The sequence below is a fragment of the Steroidobacteraceae bacterium genome (genome assembly GCA_041395505.1).
In the GTDB taxonomy this organism is placed as follows: Bacteria; Pseudomonadota; Gammaproteobacteria; order Steroidobacterales; family Steroidobacteraceae; genus JAWLAG01.
Genome location: JAWLAG010000002.1, coordinates 713859 through 732331, shown reverse-complemented (window position 1 = coordinate 732331; position 18473 = coordinate 713859). Strand labels below are relative to the sequence as shown.

The 18473-nt window shown below is 65.9% G+C and carries 13 protein-coding genes; all 13 read left to right on the top strand.

Features of this window, described 5'->3' with window-relative positions; translation table 11 throughout:
* The first annotated feature begins 27 nt into the window (after positions 1-27).
* From R3E77_15975 to R3E77_15915, 13 genes are read left to right on the top strand one after another with little or no spacing between them, the layout of a single operon-like run.
* Positions 28-1407 (top strand): DUF5666 domain-containing protein, encoded by a 1380-nt coding sequence (locus R3E77_15975; GenBank protein MEZ5500913.1) that lies wholly within the window; start codon positions 28-30, stop codon positions 1405-1407.
* A gap of 40 nt (positions 1408-1447) precedes the next feature.
* On the top strand, positions 1448-2686 hold the full coding sequence (locus tag R3E77_15970; GenBank protein ID MEZ5500912.1) for a glycosyltransferase: 1239 nt from the start codon (positions 1448-1450) through the stop codon (positions 2684-2686).
* Positions 2683-3942, top strand: a complete 1260-nt coding sequence (locus tag R3E77_15965; protein ID MEZ5500911.1) for a glycosyltransferase — start codon at positions 2683-2685, stop codon at positions 3940-3942. Before R3E77_15970 ends, R3E77_15965 begins: the two co-directional genes overlap by 4 nt.
* Complete coding sequence (locus R3E77_15960) at positions 3935-5287, top strand: glycosyltransferase (protein MEZ5500910.1); 1353 nt, start codon at positions 3935-3937, stop codon at positions 5285-5287. Before R3E77_15965 ends, R3E77_15960 begins: the two co-directional genes overlap by 8 nt.
* Positions 5284-7233 (top strand): alginate lyase family protein, encoded by a 1950-nt coding sequence (locus R3E77_15955; GenBank protein ID MEZ5500909.1) that lies wholly within the window; start codon positions 5284-5286, stop codon positions 7231-7233. Before R3E77_15960 ends, R3E77_15955 begins: the two co-directional genes overlap by 4 nt.
* Before the next feature lie 2 nt (positions 7234-7235).
* The gene (locus tag R3E77_15950; protein ID MEZ5500908.1) at positions 7236-8663 is read left to right on the top strand and encodes a phosphotransferase; all 1428 of its coding nucleotides are present in this window, start codon (positions 7236-7238) and stop codon (positions 8661-8663) included.
* On the top strand, positions 8663-9940 hold the full coding sequence (locus R3E77_15945) for a phosphotransferase (protein ID MEZ5500907.1): 1278 nt from the start codon (positions 8663-8665) through the stop codon (positions 9938-9940). Before R3E77_15950 ends, R3E77_15945 begins: the two co-directional genes overlap by 1 nt.
* Positions 9937-11706, top strand: a complete 1770-nt coding sequence (locus R3E77_15940; protein MEZ5500906.1) for an ABC transporter ATP-binding protein — start codon at positions 9937-9939, stop codon at positions 11704-11706. Before R3E77_15945 ends, R3E77_15940 begins: the two co-directional genes overlap by 4 nt.
* Entirely contained in the window at positions 11703-12938 is a 1236-nt protein-coding gene (locus R3E77_15935) for a glycosyltransferase (GenBank protein MEZ5500905.1), read from the top strand. Before R3E77_15940 ends, R3E77_15935 begins: the two co-directional genes overlap by 4 nt.
* Positions 12928-13716, top strand: a complete 789-nt coding sequence (locus tag R3E77_15930) for a hypothetical protein (GenBank protein ID MEZ5500904.1) — start codon at positions 12928-12930, stop codon at positions 13714-13716. Before R3E77_15935 ends, R3E77_15930 begins: the two co-directional genes overlap by 11 nt.
* Positions 13691-15517 (top strand): alginate export family protein, encoded by a 1827-nt coding sequence (locus tag R3E77_15925; GenBank protein MEZ5500903.1) that lies wholly within the window; start codon positions 13691-13693, stop codon positions 15515-15517. The genes R3E77_15930 and R3E77_15925 overlap by 26 nt, the downstream gene beginning before the upstream one ends.
* A gap of 57 nt (positions 15518-15574) precedes the next feature.
* Positions 15575-17767: an acetate--CoA ligase gene (gene acs / locus R3E77_15920; protein ID MEZ5500902.1), complete on the top strand. Its 2193-nt coding sequence runs from the start codon at positions 15575-15577 to the stop codon at positions 17765-17767.
* Complete coding sequence (locus tag R3E77_15915) at positions 17764-18228, top strand: ASCH domain-containing protein (GenBank protein ID MEZ5500901.1); 465 nt, start codon at positions 17764-17766, stop codon at positions 18226-18228. Before acs ends, R3E77_15915 begins: the two co-directional genes overlap by 4 nt.
* The last annotated feature ends 245 nt before the right edge of the window (positions 18229-18473 follow it).

The window sequence follows — 18473 nt, the reverse complement described above, 5'->3', positions numbered from 1 at the left end:
ACAGCAACAACCGGGGGTTATGGAACCATGAAAAAGAATCTGGGCATCTTGGTCGCGGGACTCTTGCTCGCCGCGATGGCAGGTGGTGGCATTCGCGGCACGGGCCGCACGCTCGGCACGATCACCGCATTCGGCAGTATCTTCGTCAATGGCGTCGAGTACGAGCTCGGCGGCGCGCAGATCCGCATCAACGGCGAGCCCGCGACGGAAGCGGACCTGAAGGTCGGCCAGGTCGTCGACGTCACGGGCATCGTCAACGATGACGGCATCACCGGCACGGCGGCGAGCGTTGAATTCGCGAGCGACCTGCGTGGCGCCGTGACGGCGGTCGACGCCGCGGGCACAGAGTTCACGCTGCTCGGCCAGACGGTCAGGGTCAACAGCGCAACAGTATTCGACGACTCCTTGTCGCCTGCGTCCTTTGCTGGCATCGCTGCGGGCGCAGTGCTCGAAGTCAGCGGCTACCGCGATGCGGCCGGTGCGTTGCTCGCGACCCAGGTTGAATCGTCGGCCAGCGTCGATGACCGTGTCCGCGGCGTCGTGAGCCATCTCGACACGGCCATCTTCCGCTTCACCATCAACGGGCTCACGATCGACTACTCCGCCCCGCAGCAGCTCGAGGGTACGCTCGCGAACGGCGCCCTGGTCGAAGTGCGCGGCCCGCGCGCAATCGGCAGCGTCCTTGCCGCCGACAAGGTCGAGGTGTTGCCTGCCGTGATCGCCGCTGCGGCGGGGGATGCCGGCAGCGTCGAGGGCCTCGTTACGAGCACGCTGGCTGCCGGCGCGTTCAGCCTGAACGGCCAACCGTTCATCCTGACCGCCTCCACGGTGTTCGCGGGCGGCACGGCTGCCGATCTCGTGGCCGGGCAGAAGGCGCAAGCCGAGGGCCGCTTCGACGCGGCCGGCCGGATCGTCGCCGAGGCCGTCGTCGTGATCTTCGATGACTCGGCCAGAGTCTTCGCGCCTGTGCAAAGCGTCGATGCAGCCGCGGGCAAATTCACGGTGCTGGGCCTCGCGGTCGAAGCGCCTTCGGGCACACAGTTCGAGGACAAGAGCCGGGCGCGCCAGCGCAATTTCTCACTCGCCAGCCTGCGTGCGGGAGATCTTGTCGAAGTGCGGGGCGTCGAATTGCGCGAGCCACGCCAACTGCGCGCCTCGCGGGTTCGGCGCGAGGATCCCGACAGCGAGCGCTGGCTCGCGGGGCGTGTCTCCGGTGTTAACGGCAATCGGCTGACCCTGCTCGACACGCCCATCGTCATCGGAACGAACACGGAACTGGGCTACGAGAATGGTGTGGCGCTCGATCGCGCGCAGTTCCTGCGCGTCGTCGGCAACGAAAACGTCAAGGCCGAGGTTCGTCTGGTCAATGGTGAACTGGTCGCCGACCGCGCCGAGATTTCGCTCTGAACCGACCCTATCCACCGAATCCACGCCTGCGAGGCGCGCCATGAAACGCATACTGGTTTACTCCCACGACACCTACGGCCTCGGCAACATCCGCCGCATGCTGGAAATCTCCCGGCATCTGGTGGATCGCGACCCGCGCGTGTCCATCCTCATCCTTTCGGGCTCGCCCATGCTGCATGCTTTTCGCATCCCGGCGCGCATCGACTACGTGAAGCTCCCCTGCCTGACGCGCACGCGCAGTGGCGGCTACGCGGTGAAATTCCTCGAGATGGATTACGAGGAAATCGTGCGCATGCGGCGCAACCTCATCCTCAATACCTTCGTCGACTTCGACCCCGATCTGGTGCTCGTCGACAAGAAGCCGCTCGGCATCAGCGATGAACTCGCACCGATGCTCGAGCTCGCGAGCCGGCGCGCTCATCGCACGAAAGTGGCGTTGGTGTTGCGCGATATCCTCGACGCGCCTGAGTCCACCCGCCAGGTGTGGGCGCGCAATCGCTACCATGAGGCGATCCGTGACCACTACGACCAGGTGCTGGTGCTCGGCAGTCCCTGCGTATTTGACTTCGCGCGCGAGTACGACTTTCCCGAAGAGACGCGTGCCAAGCTGACCTATTGCGGCTATGTCGGTCGCGAGCGAGGCAGTGGCTTCCGCGAACGCGTGCGCGCGGAGCTTGGACTTCAGCCCGACGAGAAGCTCGTGCTCGCCACGGTTGGTGGCGGCGACGATGGCGATCGCATCCTCTCCTGCTATGTCGACGGCTGGCGCCAGGCGCAGTCGCTGCGCGACCGCAAGGTGAAGACCCTGCTCGTCTGCGGACCCGAGATGAGCGCGACCAACCGGCGGATGATCATCAACGGCGGCGAAGAGAACGGCCTCATTGTGCGGGAGTTCTCCGACGACATGATGACCTGCATGGATGCCGCCGACGTCGTCGTCTGCATGGGCGGCTACAACACGGTGTGTGAACTGCTGACGCTCCGGAAGCCGGCGGTCGTGGTGCCCCGCGCGCGTCCCGTGCAGGAGCAGTGGATCCGCGCCGAACGCATGGCCGCCATGGGGCTGATGCATGCCATCCACCCGGACCAGCTCCAGCCCTCCGTGCTGATGGATGCGGTCACCGCCGAGCTCGACCGAATCGATGCGGGAGTGGATGCGCCCGTGCCGGCCATCGATCTCAAGGGTCTCACGCGCCTCTATGAAGCGACCAGTAGCCTGCTCGAAGAGGGCGAGAGCACCAGCGGCTCCTACCTGCGCCCCGCACAGGTGCTGCGATGAACCGTGAGGGTCGTCGGCCGCTCGCCGTACTCACGCGGACGTTCCCGAAGCTCTCGGAGACCTTCATCCTCGAGGAGCTGCTCGGCCTCGAGCGCAGCGGTGTCGCGCTGACGGTCTTCGCGCTCCAACGTCCGACCGATACGGTCGAGCAGCCGGCGATGAAATTCCTGCGCGCGGCCGTGCACTACCTCGATGCGCCGGGCTGGCGCCAGCGGATCGCGCTGCATATGGGCGCGCTGCTGCACAACATGAGCGGCTATGTGCGGGCGATCGGTTTCGCGCTGGCGCGTCCGCATGCCGGACGCCTCGCCGATTTCAATGTCGCGCTCAAACTCGCGCGGCGCCTGCGGTCGCTGGGTATCGGCCACCTGCATGCACACTTCATCGACCGCCCGGGGGACATCGCAGCGCTGGCGGCGATGCTCGCAGGCATCGGCTTCAGCCTGTCGGCACATGCCAAGGACATCTACCGCAGCGCACCCCGGGCGCTGGCCCGGAAGATGCGGGCCGCCCGCTTCACCACGACCTGCACGGGCTACAACCATCGTGAGCTTAAAGCGGCTGCGCCGGATGCTTCCGTGCACCGCATCTACCATGCCATCGACACGACCCGCTTCCACTGCGCCGATCGAGACTGCCGGCATGAGTCGGTCACCGTGCCCCACCTGCTCGCGGTGGGACGCCTGAAGCCGAAGAAGGGCTTCGCCACACTGGTTCGCGCCTGCGCCGAGTTGCGCGCTCGCGGCCTTGCATTCCAATGCGACATCGTGGGCTATGGCGAGCTGCGCGGCGATCTCGCCGCGCTGATCGAGCGGCTGGGTCTCGTCGAACACGTGACCTTGCACGGCAAGCTGACGCACCGCGAACTGCTGCCGCTCTACGCCCGCGCCCGCGTCTTCGCCATGCCCTGCGAAATCGCGTCCGATGGCGACCGCGACGGCATTCCGAACGTGCTGCTCGAAGCCATGGCCATGCGGCTGCCGGTCGTCGCGAGCGAAGTTTCAGGCATCCCGGAGGTCATGACCCACGGCCACAATGGCAGCCTCGTGCCACCCGGGGACGCCGTGGCACTTGCCGATGAGATCGCAGCGCTGCTGCGTGAGCGTCACCGTGCCGCGGCTCTCGCAGCCGCCGCACGCACCACGATCCTGCAGCGCTTTGCGCCGCAACGCAGCACCGATGAGCTGCTCGCGCTGCTACCGGCCGCACCCGACGTGAATCGTGCCGATCCTGCCGTGGAGCGCCGCTATGCGTGAGCGCGACGGCGAAGTCGCCTATGTGCTGATGGGTTTCCCGCGCCTGTCCGAGAGTTTCATCAGCAACGAGATCGTGATGCTCGAGTCCTTCGGCCTCAAGCTGCGCCTGTTCGCGGTCAAGAAGGGCGAGGACGCGCGGGTGCACGAGTCCGTCGGGCGCATCCGTGCGCCGCTCACGGTACTGCCGCCCGTGACCCGGCTCTCGAGTGCGTCCTTCCTGCCGTGGCTGCGGACGAATTTCCCGGCCTACCGCGCCGCGCATGCGCGGCTGCTGCGCGCGCGCCCGTTCGCTTACCTCGCGACGCTCGCGCGTGCGGCGATCATGTGCGTAAGGTACCGCCACCGCATGCTGGGCTGGCCACGCAAGGTGTTCATCCGCGAATTCCTGCAGGCCGGCTACATTGCCGCCGAGTTGCTCGATCGGCCCCAGGTTCGCCATCTGCATGGCCATTTCTGCCACGGCGCCACGACCATCACCTGGCATGTCGCACGTCTGCTGGGGTTGCCGTTCAGCTTCACGGCGCATGCCAAGGACATCTACCAGGTCGAACAGAACCCGGGCAATCTGCTCGAGCGCAAGCTCGGCGCCGCGCAATTCGTCACCACCTGTACGACGGCCAATTGCCATCACCTGCACGGGAACCTGCGCCACGGCGAACGCGTGCGCACGGTCTATCACGGGCTCGACACGACATTCTTCAGTCGCGAAGCGGCGCGATCGCCTGCGCCCGAGCAGCCGCCGCGGCTGCTCGCGGTGGGGCGCTTCGTCGAAAAGAAGGGTCTCCTCTATCTCGTTCGGGCCTGTGCGCTCCTTCGCGATGCGGAGCTGGAATTTCGCTGCACCTTGCTCGGCGAACCGGGCGATGAACTCGAGCGGATTCGTGAGGAGATCAGGCTTCTCGATCTCGGGTCCGTGGTCGAGCTGCGGGGCATGGTCACGCATGAGGTGCTGCGCGAGATCTACGCGGCCGCCAGCATCTTCGTGCTGCCCTGCGTGGTGGCCGCGGACGGCGATCGCGACGGCATTCCCAATGTCATGGCGGAAGCCATGGCGATGAGCGTGCCGGTCGTGACGACGGCCGTTTCGGGCATCACGGAAATCGTCCGGCACGACGAGAACGGGCTCATCGTGCCCGAGCGCGATGCGTCAGCGCTTGCCGCCACCCTCGAACGCCTGCTGCGAAGTCCCGCGTTGCGCCAGCGCATCGGCACTGCGGCGCGCCGGACGATACTCGAGAAATTCGATGCCGCCGTCACCAATCGCGAGCTGCTGCGTCTTTTCCGCGCCCAATTGAACGGGACGTCACCGGCGGCCGAAGTCACCGCAGCCGAGGTGCGTTCATGAATGCTGCGCTGCAAGACCTGCGGGCGATGCCGGCCGTGGGCCGGGCAGGGGCGCCGCGTCTCCATGCGCGGTTCGCGAACCTGAGCGACTCCGAGTTGCTCGCGCATTTCGCGACACGCCTGGGCGTTCAGCTCTTCTCCCTGCCCGATCCCGACGAGTCCTCTCGCGAGCAGGCGGATCGCATTGTCGCGGGCAAGTTCTGCTTCAATGGCGAGTGCCACGCGCTGACCGAGGGATTCGACTGGCAAATCAATCCAAGCCAGGACGTCGAGTGGCACATCCTTCTGCACAAGTTCTATTACGCGACGGGGTTGTCGCTCGCGTGGCGCGAGACGGGCGACGCCCGCTACCTCGCGACCTGGACGACGCTGACCGAGAGCTGGATCAGCCAGGTGCCGCCGGGGTTCATCGCCGCCGATGTCACCGGGCGGCGCGTCCAGCACTGGGTCTACGCTTTCCACCACTTCGTCCTGCAGCAGCCTGCCGCAGTGTTGCCATCAGGGTTCCTCCACCGGTTCCTGGCGTCCCTGGAAGAGCAGGTGGCCTTCCTCGCCGCCAATCTCACCGCCAAGCGCAATCATCGCACGCTCGAACTGCATGCGATCTTCCTCGCCGCGGTTGCATTCCCCGAGTTCGAGCGCGCGACGCAGTGGCGGGAATTCGCGCTCACGGAAATCGCGGCCAATATCACCGCTGACATCCTCGACGATGGCGTGCATTGCGAGCTGTCGACCGATTACCACCACCTGGTGCTCAAGAACTACCTGAGCGTTCGCCGCCTGGCCGCGATGAATGGCATCGAGGTGCCGGCCGGATTCGATGAGCGGCTCGAGAAGGCACTCGAGTTCTCGCTGCACGTGCACCGCCCGGATGGCATCGCGCCGTCATTGAGTGACGGTGATTCGCGCAGCTTCCTCGAGCTGCTGGGCCAGGGCGCCGAGCTTTTCGACCGCGAGGACATGCGTTACGTGGCTACCGGTGGCCGCACCGGGCAGCCGCCGGCGCAGCTGCTGCGTCACTTCGATGCCAGCGGCTACGTGACGCTGCGTTCGGGGTGGGGCAGGGGTGCCCGTGCTTTTGCGGATGAACACTACCTGGTGTTCGACTGTGGTCCGCTCGGCGAGGGCAACCACGGCCATCTCGACTGCCTGTCCTTCGAGCTCGCGGCCAACGGTGCACCGATCGTCGTGGACCCGGGCCGCTATACCTACCATGAAGGCGGCGACGTCAATTGGCGCGTGCGATTTCGCGGCACGGCCTACCACAATACCGTGACGGTCGATGGCCGCAACCAGACGCGCTACGAACCGCGCGCGGTCAACGGGCCATCGCGCCATGGCCAGGGCGTCCTGCGGCACCGCATCCAGGGGCCTGCGCCGGTGGCGCGCCTCAATGGCAGCGCGGTCGGCCCGGATCTGTTGTTCGTCGGCGGTACGGCGATGAGCGCCGAGTACGATGCGGTCCACGAGCGGCAGATCGCCTTGGTGTTCGATCGTTACTGGGTGATCCTGGACCATCTGCGCGCCCCGACCTCGCACCGCTACGATTTGTGGCTGCACCTGTCGGGCGCGGGGCAGGGCTGCACGACGCTCTGTGCGCGAGGCCACACGCGGATCGTGCGCAGCGCCCTGGCGAGTTTCGCTTTTCCGGCGATGCCGGCGCAGGACGTCGCCCTGGAGCCGGGGTTCGTCTCGACGCGTTATGGCCACAAGGAAGCCGCGCCGGTGATCCGGGTCGGCGCATCCGGACGCGAAGCGCGGTTCCTCACGGTCATCGACCCGAGCCCGGGTTCGGCCGGCGTCGAGTTGCGACTGCCCTCGGCCGATGTTGTCGAGGCGAACGACGGCTTTGCCTTCGAGATCATCGATCGTTCGCGCCGCGACGGGAAAAGAATCGCGGTTCATCTCGCGCGCACTGCTGCGGACGTTCGCGTGGAGGCCCTGTGACAATGGCATCTGTCGTCCCGACGTTGCCGCAGGATCCGATGCTGCCGCAGCTCGCGGCGCTGTTCGATCACGCCGGCTTGGCCGCGAGGCTCGATGCGCACTTCCTGCAACTCGCGCCCGGTGCGGCGCTTCGCGTCCTTGCCTGCGAGATCGAACGCGTCAAGTTCCGGCCCGGGCGCAACTGTGTCGTGGGGTATTGCCTGCGCGTACAGGCCGGCGGGCGCCGCCGCATGCAACGCCTGACGCTGTGCATGTATACGGCCGAGGAGGCGCGCGAGCGCTACGCACGCCACGCCAGGGCGCAGCGATCCGAGGCTGCACCCTTCTTGCCTGCAGTCAGCCTGCTGGCCGGGATCGATGCCCTGTGCTGGCTCTTCCCGCATGATCGCAAGGTGACGAGCCTGCCGGCGTTGACCGACCAGGGACTGATGCGCAACGTCCTCATGCCGCAGGTCGTCCAGGCACGCTGGGGCGACGTCTGGCAACTGCACAAACAACGCAGCAACATCGTGAGCTATTTCCCGGAGCATGGCTGCACCGTGCGCGTGCGCTGCTATCTGCGGCATCGCAGCCTGCCTCGCCAGCGCGTCTGGACGGTGTACGGGCACATGTGCCATGACGACACGGGCGCGCGCACCTTTGCCACCATGCAGCGGCTCGAGGCCGGCCGCGAGCAGCGGCCGTCGCAGGTCGGATTCGCGCGTCCGGTCCTCTATGACGCCTCGCTGCGCCTGCTCTGGCAGGAGGGCGTGGATGCGCCGACGCTCGATGCGGCGCTTCGCGCTGCGCCCCATGACCGGGCGCTGTGGCGCAGGGTCGTCTGCGCAGCGGCCTACCTGCACGGCCAGGACTGCCCGAGTCCGCGACAGGTCGATGATGCCCTGCTGTGCGCCGAGTTCGAGCAGGTGCAAGCGGCGGCGCGTCGCGCGCTGCCGTCGGCCGCAGAGCGCATCGATGCCCTGGTGCAGCGATTGCTGGCGAGCATGCCACCGGCGCCGGCGCGCGCGGCCACGCTGCATGGCGACCTGCACAGCAAGAACATCCTGGTTGGCGAGAATTCGGTCACGCTGATCGACCTCGATCGGGTCTCTCGTGGCAACGCGCTCGCGGAATCGGGCGGCCTGCTCGCGGAGATTGCCTACCGCGACTGCGTTGCGCGGCGCCCTGTGGCATGGCGGCTGCTCTTCGAACTCGCGCGCGTGCATCGCGACATACTTCGAGACGGCGTGCCGCTTTCGGCCTACGCATGGCATACCGCGGCAGCGCTCGTGCGCGAGCGGGCCTATCGTTCGCTCACCTCGCTCAAGCCGGGGCGACTGGTGGCGCTCGACGCGCTGCTCGATACGGCCACCGCACTTCTCGATTTCGCAACACGACAGCGCGGATTCGCGGCACCCCTGTGTCCGACGTCTTTGAGGGAGGCCGGCTGATGCCCGCGCTCGAACCTTTCCTGCGCGAACGGGATGCTGCAGGGTTCATCGGTCCGCGGATCGGGGATCTGCTGGGTCGGCCGGCGCGCCTCGAAGGCTTGCGCATCCTGCATGCCTGGCGGCGCAGTTACACGAAGCCCCAGCGGCAGACCGACGCCTATCTGCGGGTCTGCTACGAAATGACATTGAGCGACGCGAACGGCGAGCTGACGCCGCGTCTGGTCCATGGCACCGTGCATCGCCGTCGACCCGACGGGCGCGCGCTGCGGCATGCCGAGGGGGCGCAGCAGTTGCTGGCGAACGATGACGTCTGCTTCGCAGCGCAGGTCTTCCCCGCTGACCATGGGTTGCCGCAACTGGCTGCCTGCTACGATGGCGAGGCTTTGCGGCGTCGATTGCCGGACGCGGTTGCCGCTGAACTTGGCCAGCTCGCGCGTTTGTCGATCACGGTTGCGAGCTATCGACCGGGCGAGCGCTGCACCCTGCGCATCGGGAATGGGGCAGCGACGGTCTATCTCAAGCTCTTCCGTCCGTCCGCTGCGGCCGCCATCGCGCAGCGCTGGCAAGAGCTCGGTGCGCAGCATGGCGCATCGCGGTTCCCGGTCCTGCTCGCCATTTGCCCCGCCGACGACGCCCTGTGGTTTAGCGCCGCGAAGGGCATCAATGCCCGCGATGCACTGCGTGCGCGACGCTACAACGATGCCATGCCGGCCATCGCCGCGGCGCTCGCCGATCTGCATGGTCGCGAGGCCAATGATTCCGTCGTGTCGCCGTGCGACCGCGCGGTGCTGGTGGTCGAAGCGCAGCGCAAGCTGCGCAAGATGCTGACCGCGCAACTCATCGACGATGAGCTTTGCGGGCGAGTGGGTGTCACGCTCGGCCAAGAGAACGCGGCGATACCTCAGCGGCAATCACGACTGTTGCACGGCGATGTCCACGCCGGCCAGTTCGTGCTCGATGCCGGTCATGCCAAGGTGCTCGATCTCGATGAGATGACTGCCGGTGAAATCGAGCGCGATCTCGCCATGCTGATCGTGGATACCCTGTTTGCAGACCTGGGCTGCGTGCCACCCGCCGCGGCGATCAGCACGCTCCTCGCGCGCTACACCCGCCATGCAGTCGAAGCACCGGATCAACGCTTGCTCGACTGGTACTGCCGGTTGAGCCTCATTGATCGCGCATATCGGGACTACTGGCGTTTCGGGCGGCAGGCGGCAGCTCGCTGTCGCGCGATACTCTCCCGCGCCGCCGGTTCGGGCCGCGAGGTCTGGCGGTGATCCGGCCGAATCCGCTCTGGCGGGTGATTCGCGCCGAACTTGGACGCCATCGCGCGGGCGTGTTGCTGTCGCTCGTGAGCCTGGTCGGCGTGCTGGCGATGGAGCTCGCGGCGCCCTGGCCGCTGAAGCTCATCGTCGATCATCTGTTGCTCGCGCGGCCGCTGCCGCCGCAGCTTTACGCCCTGCAGCCGCTCCTCGATCTCGGTGCCACGACCGCTCTCGCACTGCTCGCCGCGTCCATCGCCATCATCGCGTTCGTCGCCGGCGTATTCTCATATCTACAGACCTACATCAGCTCGCGGATCGGCCACGACATCGTGCACGCGGTGCGCTGCGAAGTTTTCGCGCACCTGCAGAGACTGACACTCGCCTTCCACAGCCGAGCTCGCTCGGGTGAATTGCTGACGCGCGTCGCTTCGGATACGACGCTCATCCGCGACGTGCTGGCCGACTGGCTTATGACCGCAGCGGGTCAGCTGATGCTGATACTCGGCGCGCTGATCGTCATGCTCGGAATGAACTGGCGTCTTGCATCGATTTCGCTTCTGGCGCTGCCGATACTCTTCTATGCCGTGGTACGACTCGGCCATCCGATCCGCATGTCGGCGCGCGCCCAGCGCCACCAGGACGGTCGGCTTACGTCGCGGCTCGCCGAGTCGCTCGGATCCATGGCACTCATCCAGGCCTTCGGCCGCGAGGAATTCGAGCAAGCTCGATTCGATGCCGAAAGCGAACAGAGCCGTGCCGCCGGCGTGACCAGCGCACGTGTCTCGGCGGTGGTCGCCAAGACCGTCAACCTGATTGCCGCGCTGACGCTCGCGGGAACGGTATTTTTCGGCGGCCTGCTGGCCCTGCGCGGTGCGCTCTCGCCTGGTGACGTGCTCATCTTCGCCGCCTACGTCACCGCCCTGTTCAAGCCGGTGCGCCAGATCGGCAAGCTGTGGGCGAAGTTCGCTCGTGCGCGTGTCAGCGCCGACCGCCTGGGAGCGCTGCTCGCAACGCAGCCCGATATTGCCGATACCGCAACCGCCCGACCGGCCGCGCGCCTCGGCGGCCGAATCGAGCTCGATCGGGTGACATTCGCCTACGACAACGGGCGTACAGTCCTTGATGAGGCAAGCCTGACGATTGCGGCAGGCGAGCATGTTGCCGTCATCGGGCCCTCGGGCGCCGGCAAGTCGACCTTGCTAAAATTGATACTGCGGCTCTACGAACCGCAGGGCGGCGAAATACGGATCGACGGCGAGCCGCTCGCGGGCTATACGCGCGATTCGCTGCGCGAACATATCGGTGTCGTATTGCAGGATGCGCTGTTCCTCGGCGCGACCGTGCGCGAGAACATCGCCTACGGCAAGCTCGATGCCAGCGACACGGAAATCGAAGCCGCCGCAAGGCTCGCAGGCGTCGATCGATTCCTCGCTGACCTGCCCGAAGGCTTCGACAGCGTCGTCGGCGAGCGTGGTTGCGTGCTGTCGGGCGGTCAGCGTCAACGCATCTCGCTTGCACGCACGGTGCTGCGTGATCCCGCGATCCTGATACTCGATGAACCGACATCGGCGATCGATACGGAATCGGCTGCTGCCATCGAACAGGCAATCACCACGCGGCGTCGAGGGCGCACGACCATCGTCATTGGCCATCAGTTCGCGGCGGGTCACAGCTTCGACCGGGTGATCGAGGTGCAGGATGGCGCCATTCGCGACCTCAGGCCCGGAGAGGAGACATTGCCCGAGCGCCGGCTGTTCGCGGCACAGGTGGCGTCATGAAACCCGTACTTCTCTTTTACTGCCAGCACTCACTTGGTATCGGCCACCTGATGCGCTCGTTCGCGATGGCGCGCGCGCTCGGCGCTGACTATCGTGTGGTATTCCTCAATGGCGGCCCGCTGCCTCCGGGAATCGAGCCGCCCGTCGGCATCGAACTCATCAACCTGCCGGCACTCGGCATGGGCGATGCGCATACGCTGGTGGCCCGCAACTCCGTCGAGGATGCCGCCACGCTACTTCGGCATCGTCGCGACTTCATCCTTGCCTGCTTTGCACGGTTGCGGCCCGCCGTCCTGCTCGTGGAGCTGTTCCCTTTTGGGCGCAAGAAATTCGCAGGCGAGATCCTGCCGCTTCTGAAGCGCGCGCGCGCCAATGGCGCCTCACGCCCGCTCGTTCTGAGCAGCGTGCGCGACATACTGGTCAGCGAGCGGCGCGATCAACGTCATCACGACAACCGGGCCGCCTGGCTATGCCGTCGCTACTTCGACGCCGTGCTGGTGCACTCCGACCCTCGCTTCGCGGAACTCGAGGAGTCGTTCCGGCCGGATTTGCCTCTCGGTGTGCCACTGCACTACACCGGTTTCGTGACCGAGCGTGCTGTTCCCCCGGCAACGCAACCGCGCGGATCGCAGGTACTGGTTTCGGCGGGCGGCGGCATTGTCGGCATGCCCCTGTTCGAGGCGGCCATTGCCGCGTTGCCGTATCTGCCGCCGCGGCTCGTGAGGAGCCTGCGCATCGTGGCGGGGCCCTTCCTGCCCGAATCGGACTGGCAACGGCTGCAGCAGCGGGCGTCGCAGCAGGAGCGGATCGAACTCCTGCGCTCGGTTCCGGACCTGTCCCTGGAGATGGCCCGATGCGCGCTCTCGGTGAGCCAGTGCGGCTACAACTCGACACTCGATATCCTGATGTCGGGTACGCCCGCATTGGTCGTCCCCTATGCGGCGAAAGGCGAGAACGAACAGAGCAATCGCGCGCTGCGACTTGCCAATTTCGGTCTGGTCAGGATGCTGCCGCCGGAACAGCTTACGGCGGCACGGCTTGCAGAGCAGATGCAGGTTGCCCTTGGCTTCCGCCCGCAGCGGATGCAGCTGATGGTCGATGGCGCGCAGCAGACCCGCGAGATCGTCAATGCAGAACTCGCCAGGCATTGTGCGGCAGGCGAGCGGGTCGCTGCGGCTGACTCGCGCACCGAGGATGAAGCCCGCATTTGGAAGGTGGCCCATGGTGCATGAAATTTCCGGCGAACTCGCTGATGCATTGGCGCTTCGCGCAACTCCCGTCCGGATCTTCTTCCGTGACGACGACGGCGGCTGGGACGATGCGGCCCTGTGGGCGCTGCTCGATGTCTTCGCCGCTGCGGATGCGCCGGTCGATGTGGCCATAATTCCGACCGAAGCCGATGCTGTCACGATCAAAGGGTTGCGCGAGCGACGCCAGCAATTCGGCGCCATGCTCGGACTGCACCAACACGGCCTTGCGCATTTGAATCACGAATCGACCGGGCGCAAGCAGGAGTTCGGACCGTCGCGCAATGCCGGGCAGCAGCTCGGGGACATTGCCCTCGGACAGCGGATCCTCTGCGGCGAGCTTGGCGAGCTGCTCGACCCGATCTTCACCCCGCCCTGGAACCGTTGCACCCAGCAGACTGTCGACGCGCTCAGGCGCCTCGAGTTGCAGGGTTTGTCGCGCGACTGCACGGCGATTGCGCTCGACACGACCGGGCTCGCCCGGCTCGATGTCCAGCTCGATTGGGAGAAATCGCGAGCGCCATTCGGATTCTGCGCCACGAGCCTGCAGGCGCGCCTCACGCGCCTGGTCAGCGAGTTCGACCAAGTCGGCATCATGCTGCACCACGCGCGTATGGCGCATGCCGACCGCGAGCTGCTTGCCCATCTGCTGCGCTTGCTCTCGCGTCACCCGATGGTCCGGTTGTGCAACATGCGCAGCCTCTTCGATTCGCACCGCCATGACACCGGTGAAACCAATGACGCAACTCACGCGGCTGCTTAGCGGCCTTCTCATCCTGGCTGCGGCAGCCGCCCAGGCCGACCCGTACGAGGGGCGCAGTTTCCGTGTGACCGGGCGCTGGAACGGCGACATGCTGATCAGCGACCGCGTGCAACTGCGCACGGACTATGACGATCCCGAGCGCGGCCAGATCCGTGGCCGCATGCGCAAGCTGGACCGCAGCGACCAGACGTTCGCGATGGGCCCGCTGCTCGTGCACTGGAACGAGAGAACCGAATTCGAACGCATGTCGCCGGCGCAGCTGGCGAGCGGTAGATCGCTGCGGGTGAGCGGTGTACTCAATTACGATCAGTTCGAGGCGCTCTCGGTCAGGCCGAATGATGACCTCGGGCCCAGCACCTATCAGATTACGGGCACGGTTGCGCAATCCCGCGAGCGCGGCGACGGTACACGAACGCTGCAGATCCTCGATGTCCTGATCGACATGCGCCAGGCCGGATTCAATGGCGTCAGCTCGCTGATCCGCCGCCAGGACTCGCGTCGGCCTGAGGAAGTGCGCACGCGGCGCTTCCTCGGACGACCGCTTGGTATCTCCGGAGAGTTTGGTTTCAATGCCAGGGACCGCAACAACTACGCGCTCGATGACGATGAGCGCATCATCGACACGGCCACGGAATTCAAGCTCGAATTCGTTTATCGCCTGAGCGAACGAATGACGTTCTTCGCCGGTGCCCAGGCCGAGTATCGGGGCGAACTGCTGCGCGATGGTGGCCGCCGCGAACCACAGCTCGCTGCATCACGAGACCAGACCTGGCTATTCATCGACCGAATCGCGGGCACCGGCATCGGCCTGCAGATCGGACGCCAGAATTTCAAGGAGCCGCGCGAATTCTGGTGGGATGATGATCTGGATGCCGTTCGCGTTTATTACGATCGCGGCGCGTTGCACGCGGAGCTCGGCCTGGCCCGCGAGCTCGTGCGCGCGAGCACGGACGAGAGCGACATCGACCCCGAGCAGCAAGGCGTCGATCGCCTCATCGGCACGGTGAGCTGGCAGTGGGCCCCGGCGCACAAACTCGAGGGCTTCTACCTGCGCGCACAGGACCGTTCCGCAACCGGCACCATTGGGGAGTTGATCGCGCCCGACCGCGAGGATGAGAGCGATGCTGACCTCAGGTGGGCCGGCGCGCGTGCCAGTGGCGGGTTCACCCTCAGGCGACTCGGTGACTTCGAATACTGGGCCGACGTTGCAAATGTCAGCGGCGATGAGCGCGTGGTGAGCTACGTCGACGCCGGCGAGCTGTCGCGCATCGACGCCATCCGTACACGGCAGATCAGTGGTTCGGCCTGGGACCTCGGGTTGTCCTGGCGCAGCACCTTGCCGATGTCGCCATCAGTATCGCTCGGCCTCGCGCGCGGCAGCGGCCGGCCGGATGGTGGCGGATTTCGCCAATCCGGTCTGCACAACAACAAGTCCCGGTATTACGGAGTGAATCGCTTCCGCAGCTACGGTGAGGTTCTGCGCCCCGATCTCGCCAATCTTCAGGTCGAGACCGCGTCCGTAGGCCTACCGCTACTGACCAACAGTTCAGTCGAAATCGCATTCCACCGCTACCGCCAGCAGGTTGCCGCTACCGAAATGCGCGGTGCGCGCATCGATGCCGACCTGACGGGCGACTCGAGCGATGTCGGCGAGGAACTCGATATCGTGCTGGGGTTTCGCGAGGGCCGCAGCCTCGATCTCGAGCTGATCGCGGGCGCATTCCGCGCAGGCGACGCTTTCGGCACGCGACGTGGCCAGTACGCCTACCTGGTCGCGCTCGAGGCCAGCTGGAACTTCTGAACTCGCCGGCAGCGCGTACTGCGGTATCCTTGGCTGCCATCGCAGGGGGAGGCGGTTGTGGCCAGCAAGGATATCGAATCGGTACTTATAGAAGAGCGCAGGTTCGCGCCGTCGCGCGAATTCGTCGCCGGCGCGCGCATCGATCAGGCGAAACTTGCCGCGTTGCACCGCGAAGCACAGGCCGATTTCGCCGGATTCTGGGCAAGGCTTGCGCGCGAGGAGCTTGTTTGGCAGCGTGATTTCACCCAGGCACTCGACGCGAGCGAGGCACCCAACTATCGCTGGTTCGCCGATGGCAGGTTGAACGTCAGCTACAATTGCCTTGATCGCCACCTCGACAGTCGTGGACACAAAACGGCTATTGTCTTTGAGAGCGAGTCGGGGGATGCCCGCCATATCAGCTACCGCGAGCTGCATTCCGAGGTGGGACGCCTTGCCAATGGGCTGCGCGAACTCGGCATCGGCAGCGGCGATCGCGTAATCATCTATATGCCCATGGTGCCCGAGGCGATCATCGCCATGCACGCCTGCGCACGCATCGGTGCCATTCACTCGGTGGTATTCGGCGGATTCTCGGCGAACTCGCTCAGGGATCGGATCGAGGATGCCGGCGCACGATTGCTGATCACGGCCGATGGCGGCTATCGCGGCGGACAGATCGTCGAGCTGAAGCAGGCTGCCGACAAGGCGCTGGCCGCGGGCTGCGCCAGCATCGAGCATGTCGTTGTTTTTCGTCGCACTGGCCACGACGTGCCGATGCGTGCGGGCCGCGACCTCGATTGGCAGCAGATCGTCCATGGTCAGTCGCCGATCTGCGAATGCGAGTGGGTCGATTCCGAGCATCCGTTGTTCCTGCTCTATACCTCGGGCTCCACGGGCAAGCCCAAGGGCGTGCAGCATTCGAGCGCCGGCTACCTGCTGGGTGCCAAGGTCACCAGTCAGTGGGTTTTCGATTTTCGCGACGACGACGTGTTCTGGTGCACGGCCGATGTCGGCTGGGTCACGGGACACAGCTACGTCGCCTACGGCCCATTGGCGGCCGGCGCCACCATCGTCGTCTACGAAGGCGCACCCACATGGCCTGATGGCGGGCGCTTCTGGCGCATCTGCCAGGATCATCGCGTCACGATCTTCTACACGGCGCCAACCGCCATCCGCGCGCTCATGCGCCTCGGGGATTCCATTCCCGCGCACTACGATCTGTCGCGCCTTCGCCTGCTCGGTACGGTCGGCGAGCCGATCAACCCGGAGGCGTGGATGTGGTATCACCGGGTGATCGGCCGCGAGCGCTGCCCGATCGTCGACACCTGGTGGCAGACCGAAACGGGCGCGATCATGATTTCTCCCGTGCCGGGCGCGGTCGCAACCAAGCCAGGATCCTGCACCTTGCCCTTGCCCGGGGTGTTCGCGGACATCGTCGATGCCGATGGCGAGCTCGTTCGCGAGGCTGACGCCGGCGGCTACCTGGTCATCAAGAAACCCTGGCCGTCGATGCTGCGCACCATCTGGGGAGACAACGAGCGGTATGTCAGCACGTATTGGGAAAAGTTCGCCAACCGATATTACGTGGCGGGTGACAGTGCGCACCGCGACAAGGACGGCTATTTCTGGATCATGGGACGCATCGACGATGTGCTGAACGTGTCCGGCCACCGGCTTGGCACCATGGAAATCGAGTCGGCGCTGGTTGCGCACGAGATCGTTGCCGAAGCCGCCGTCGTCGGCCGTCCCCATGAAATCAAGGGCGAGGCCGTGGTCGCGTTCGTGGTGTGCAAGGGTGCCGCTGGCAGCCGCGACGATGTGCGGTTGACGCGCGAGCTTCGCGACTGGGTCGGCGAGCAGCTGGGTGCCATAGCCAAGCCCGATGACATCCGTATCGCAGAGAATCTGCCGAAGACGCGCTCGGGCAAGATCATGCGCAGGCTATTGCGCGCCATCGCCCGTGGCGAGGACATCACGCAGGACATCTCCACCCTCGAGAATCCCGCCATCGTCGAGCAACTGCGTGGCAAACCGGCTGCACCCGCACGACCCGCTGGTCGGGCGCGGCCTGTGCGCAGTAGGAAGACAGCCGGGCGCAAGCAAAGTGCGCGACGCAAGCCCGCCACCAGATCCGCGCCGGCCAGGCGTGCGAAGGCTGAAGCGAAACGCAAACCCGCGAAGCGCAAGCGCGCTGCCCCGAAACCCGGGAAGTCGAGCCGTGGCAGGACAGCAGCTGCCACGAAACGCACCGCCCGGCGCAAGAAATGAGCGAGGCCATCGACGACTTCGTAGCCCAGGCGCAGCGTGCAGTCGCCCACGAACGCCTGTATCCATTCAAGGTGCGCGGTTTCGGCAGCCAACCAGAGTTGTCGGAGCGCATCCTCAACGTGATCCGGCGCGGCGAGAAGACGGGAACCTTTGCGCTGGCAGCGGATTTTGCGGCGCAGCCCGAGCAGCGGCCCGAACCGGGTGATATCTTTGTCGTAACGCGGCACGATGGCGTGCCCGCGCTGATCATTCGCATCGATCGTACCGAGACGATGCCCTTTCGCGATATCGATGCGATCCATACGGCTCATGAAGGCGCGGCGCTTCGCGATCCGCAAGCCTGGCGCGCCATGCACCGCGCCTACTGGACAGAGGCGCAGGCCGCGCGCGGCGAGCAATTCAGCGAAGACCTTCCGGTAATCTTCCAGACCTTCACACTGCTCTATCCAGTGGTTGCCTGACGCGCCGGCGTCCTGTGCGCGTTTGACGCACACAACGCCTCTCGCCACCAATTGCCCATCTGCCCATATGCGCGAACGTCGGCACCGCTCCTGCGAGTCATGGCCTGCTTCCAGGACCGCCGTGAACCCATCCATGGGGGCTGCGGGCGCGCCGTCCCTGGCGCGCACGCTCCTGGAAACAGGCCATGACTCGCAGGAGCCGCGCCATTGTTCGAGTTCATCGCGCGCAACCCGTTGCGACAGGT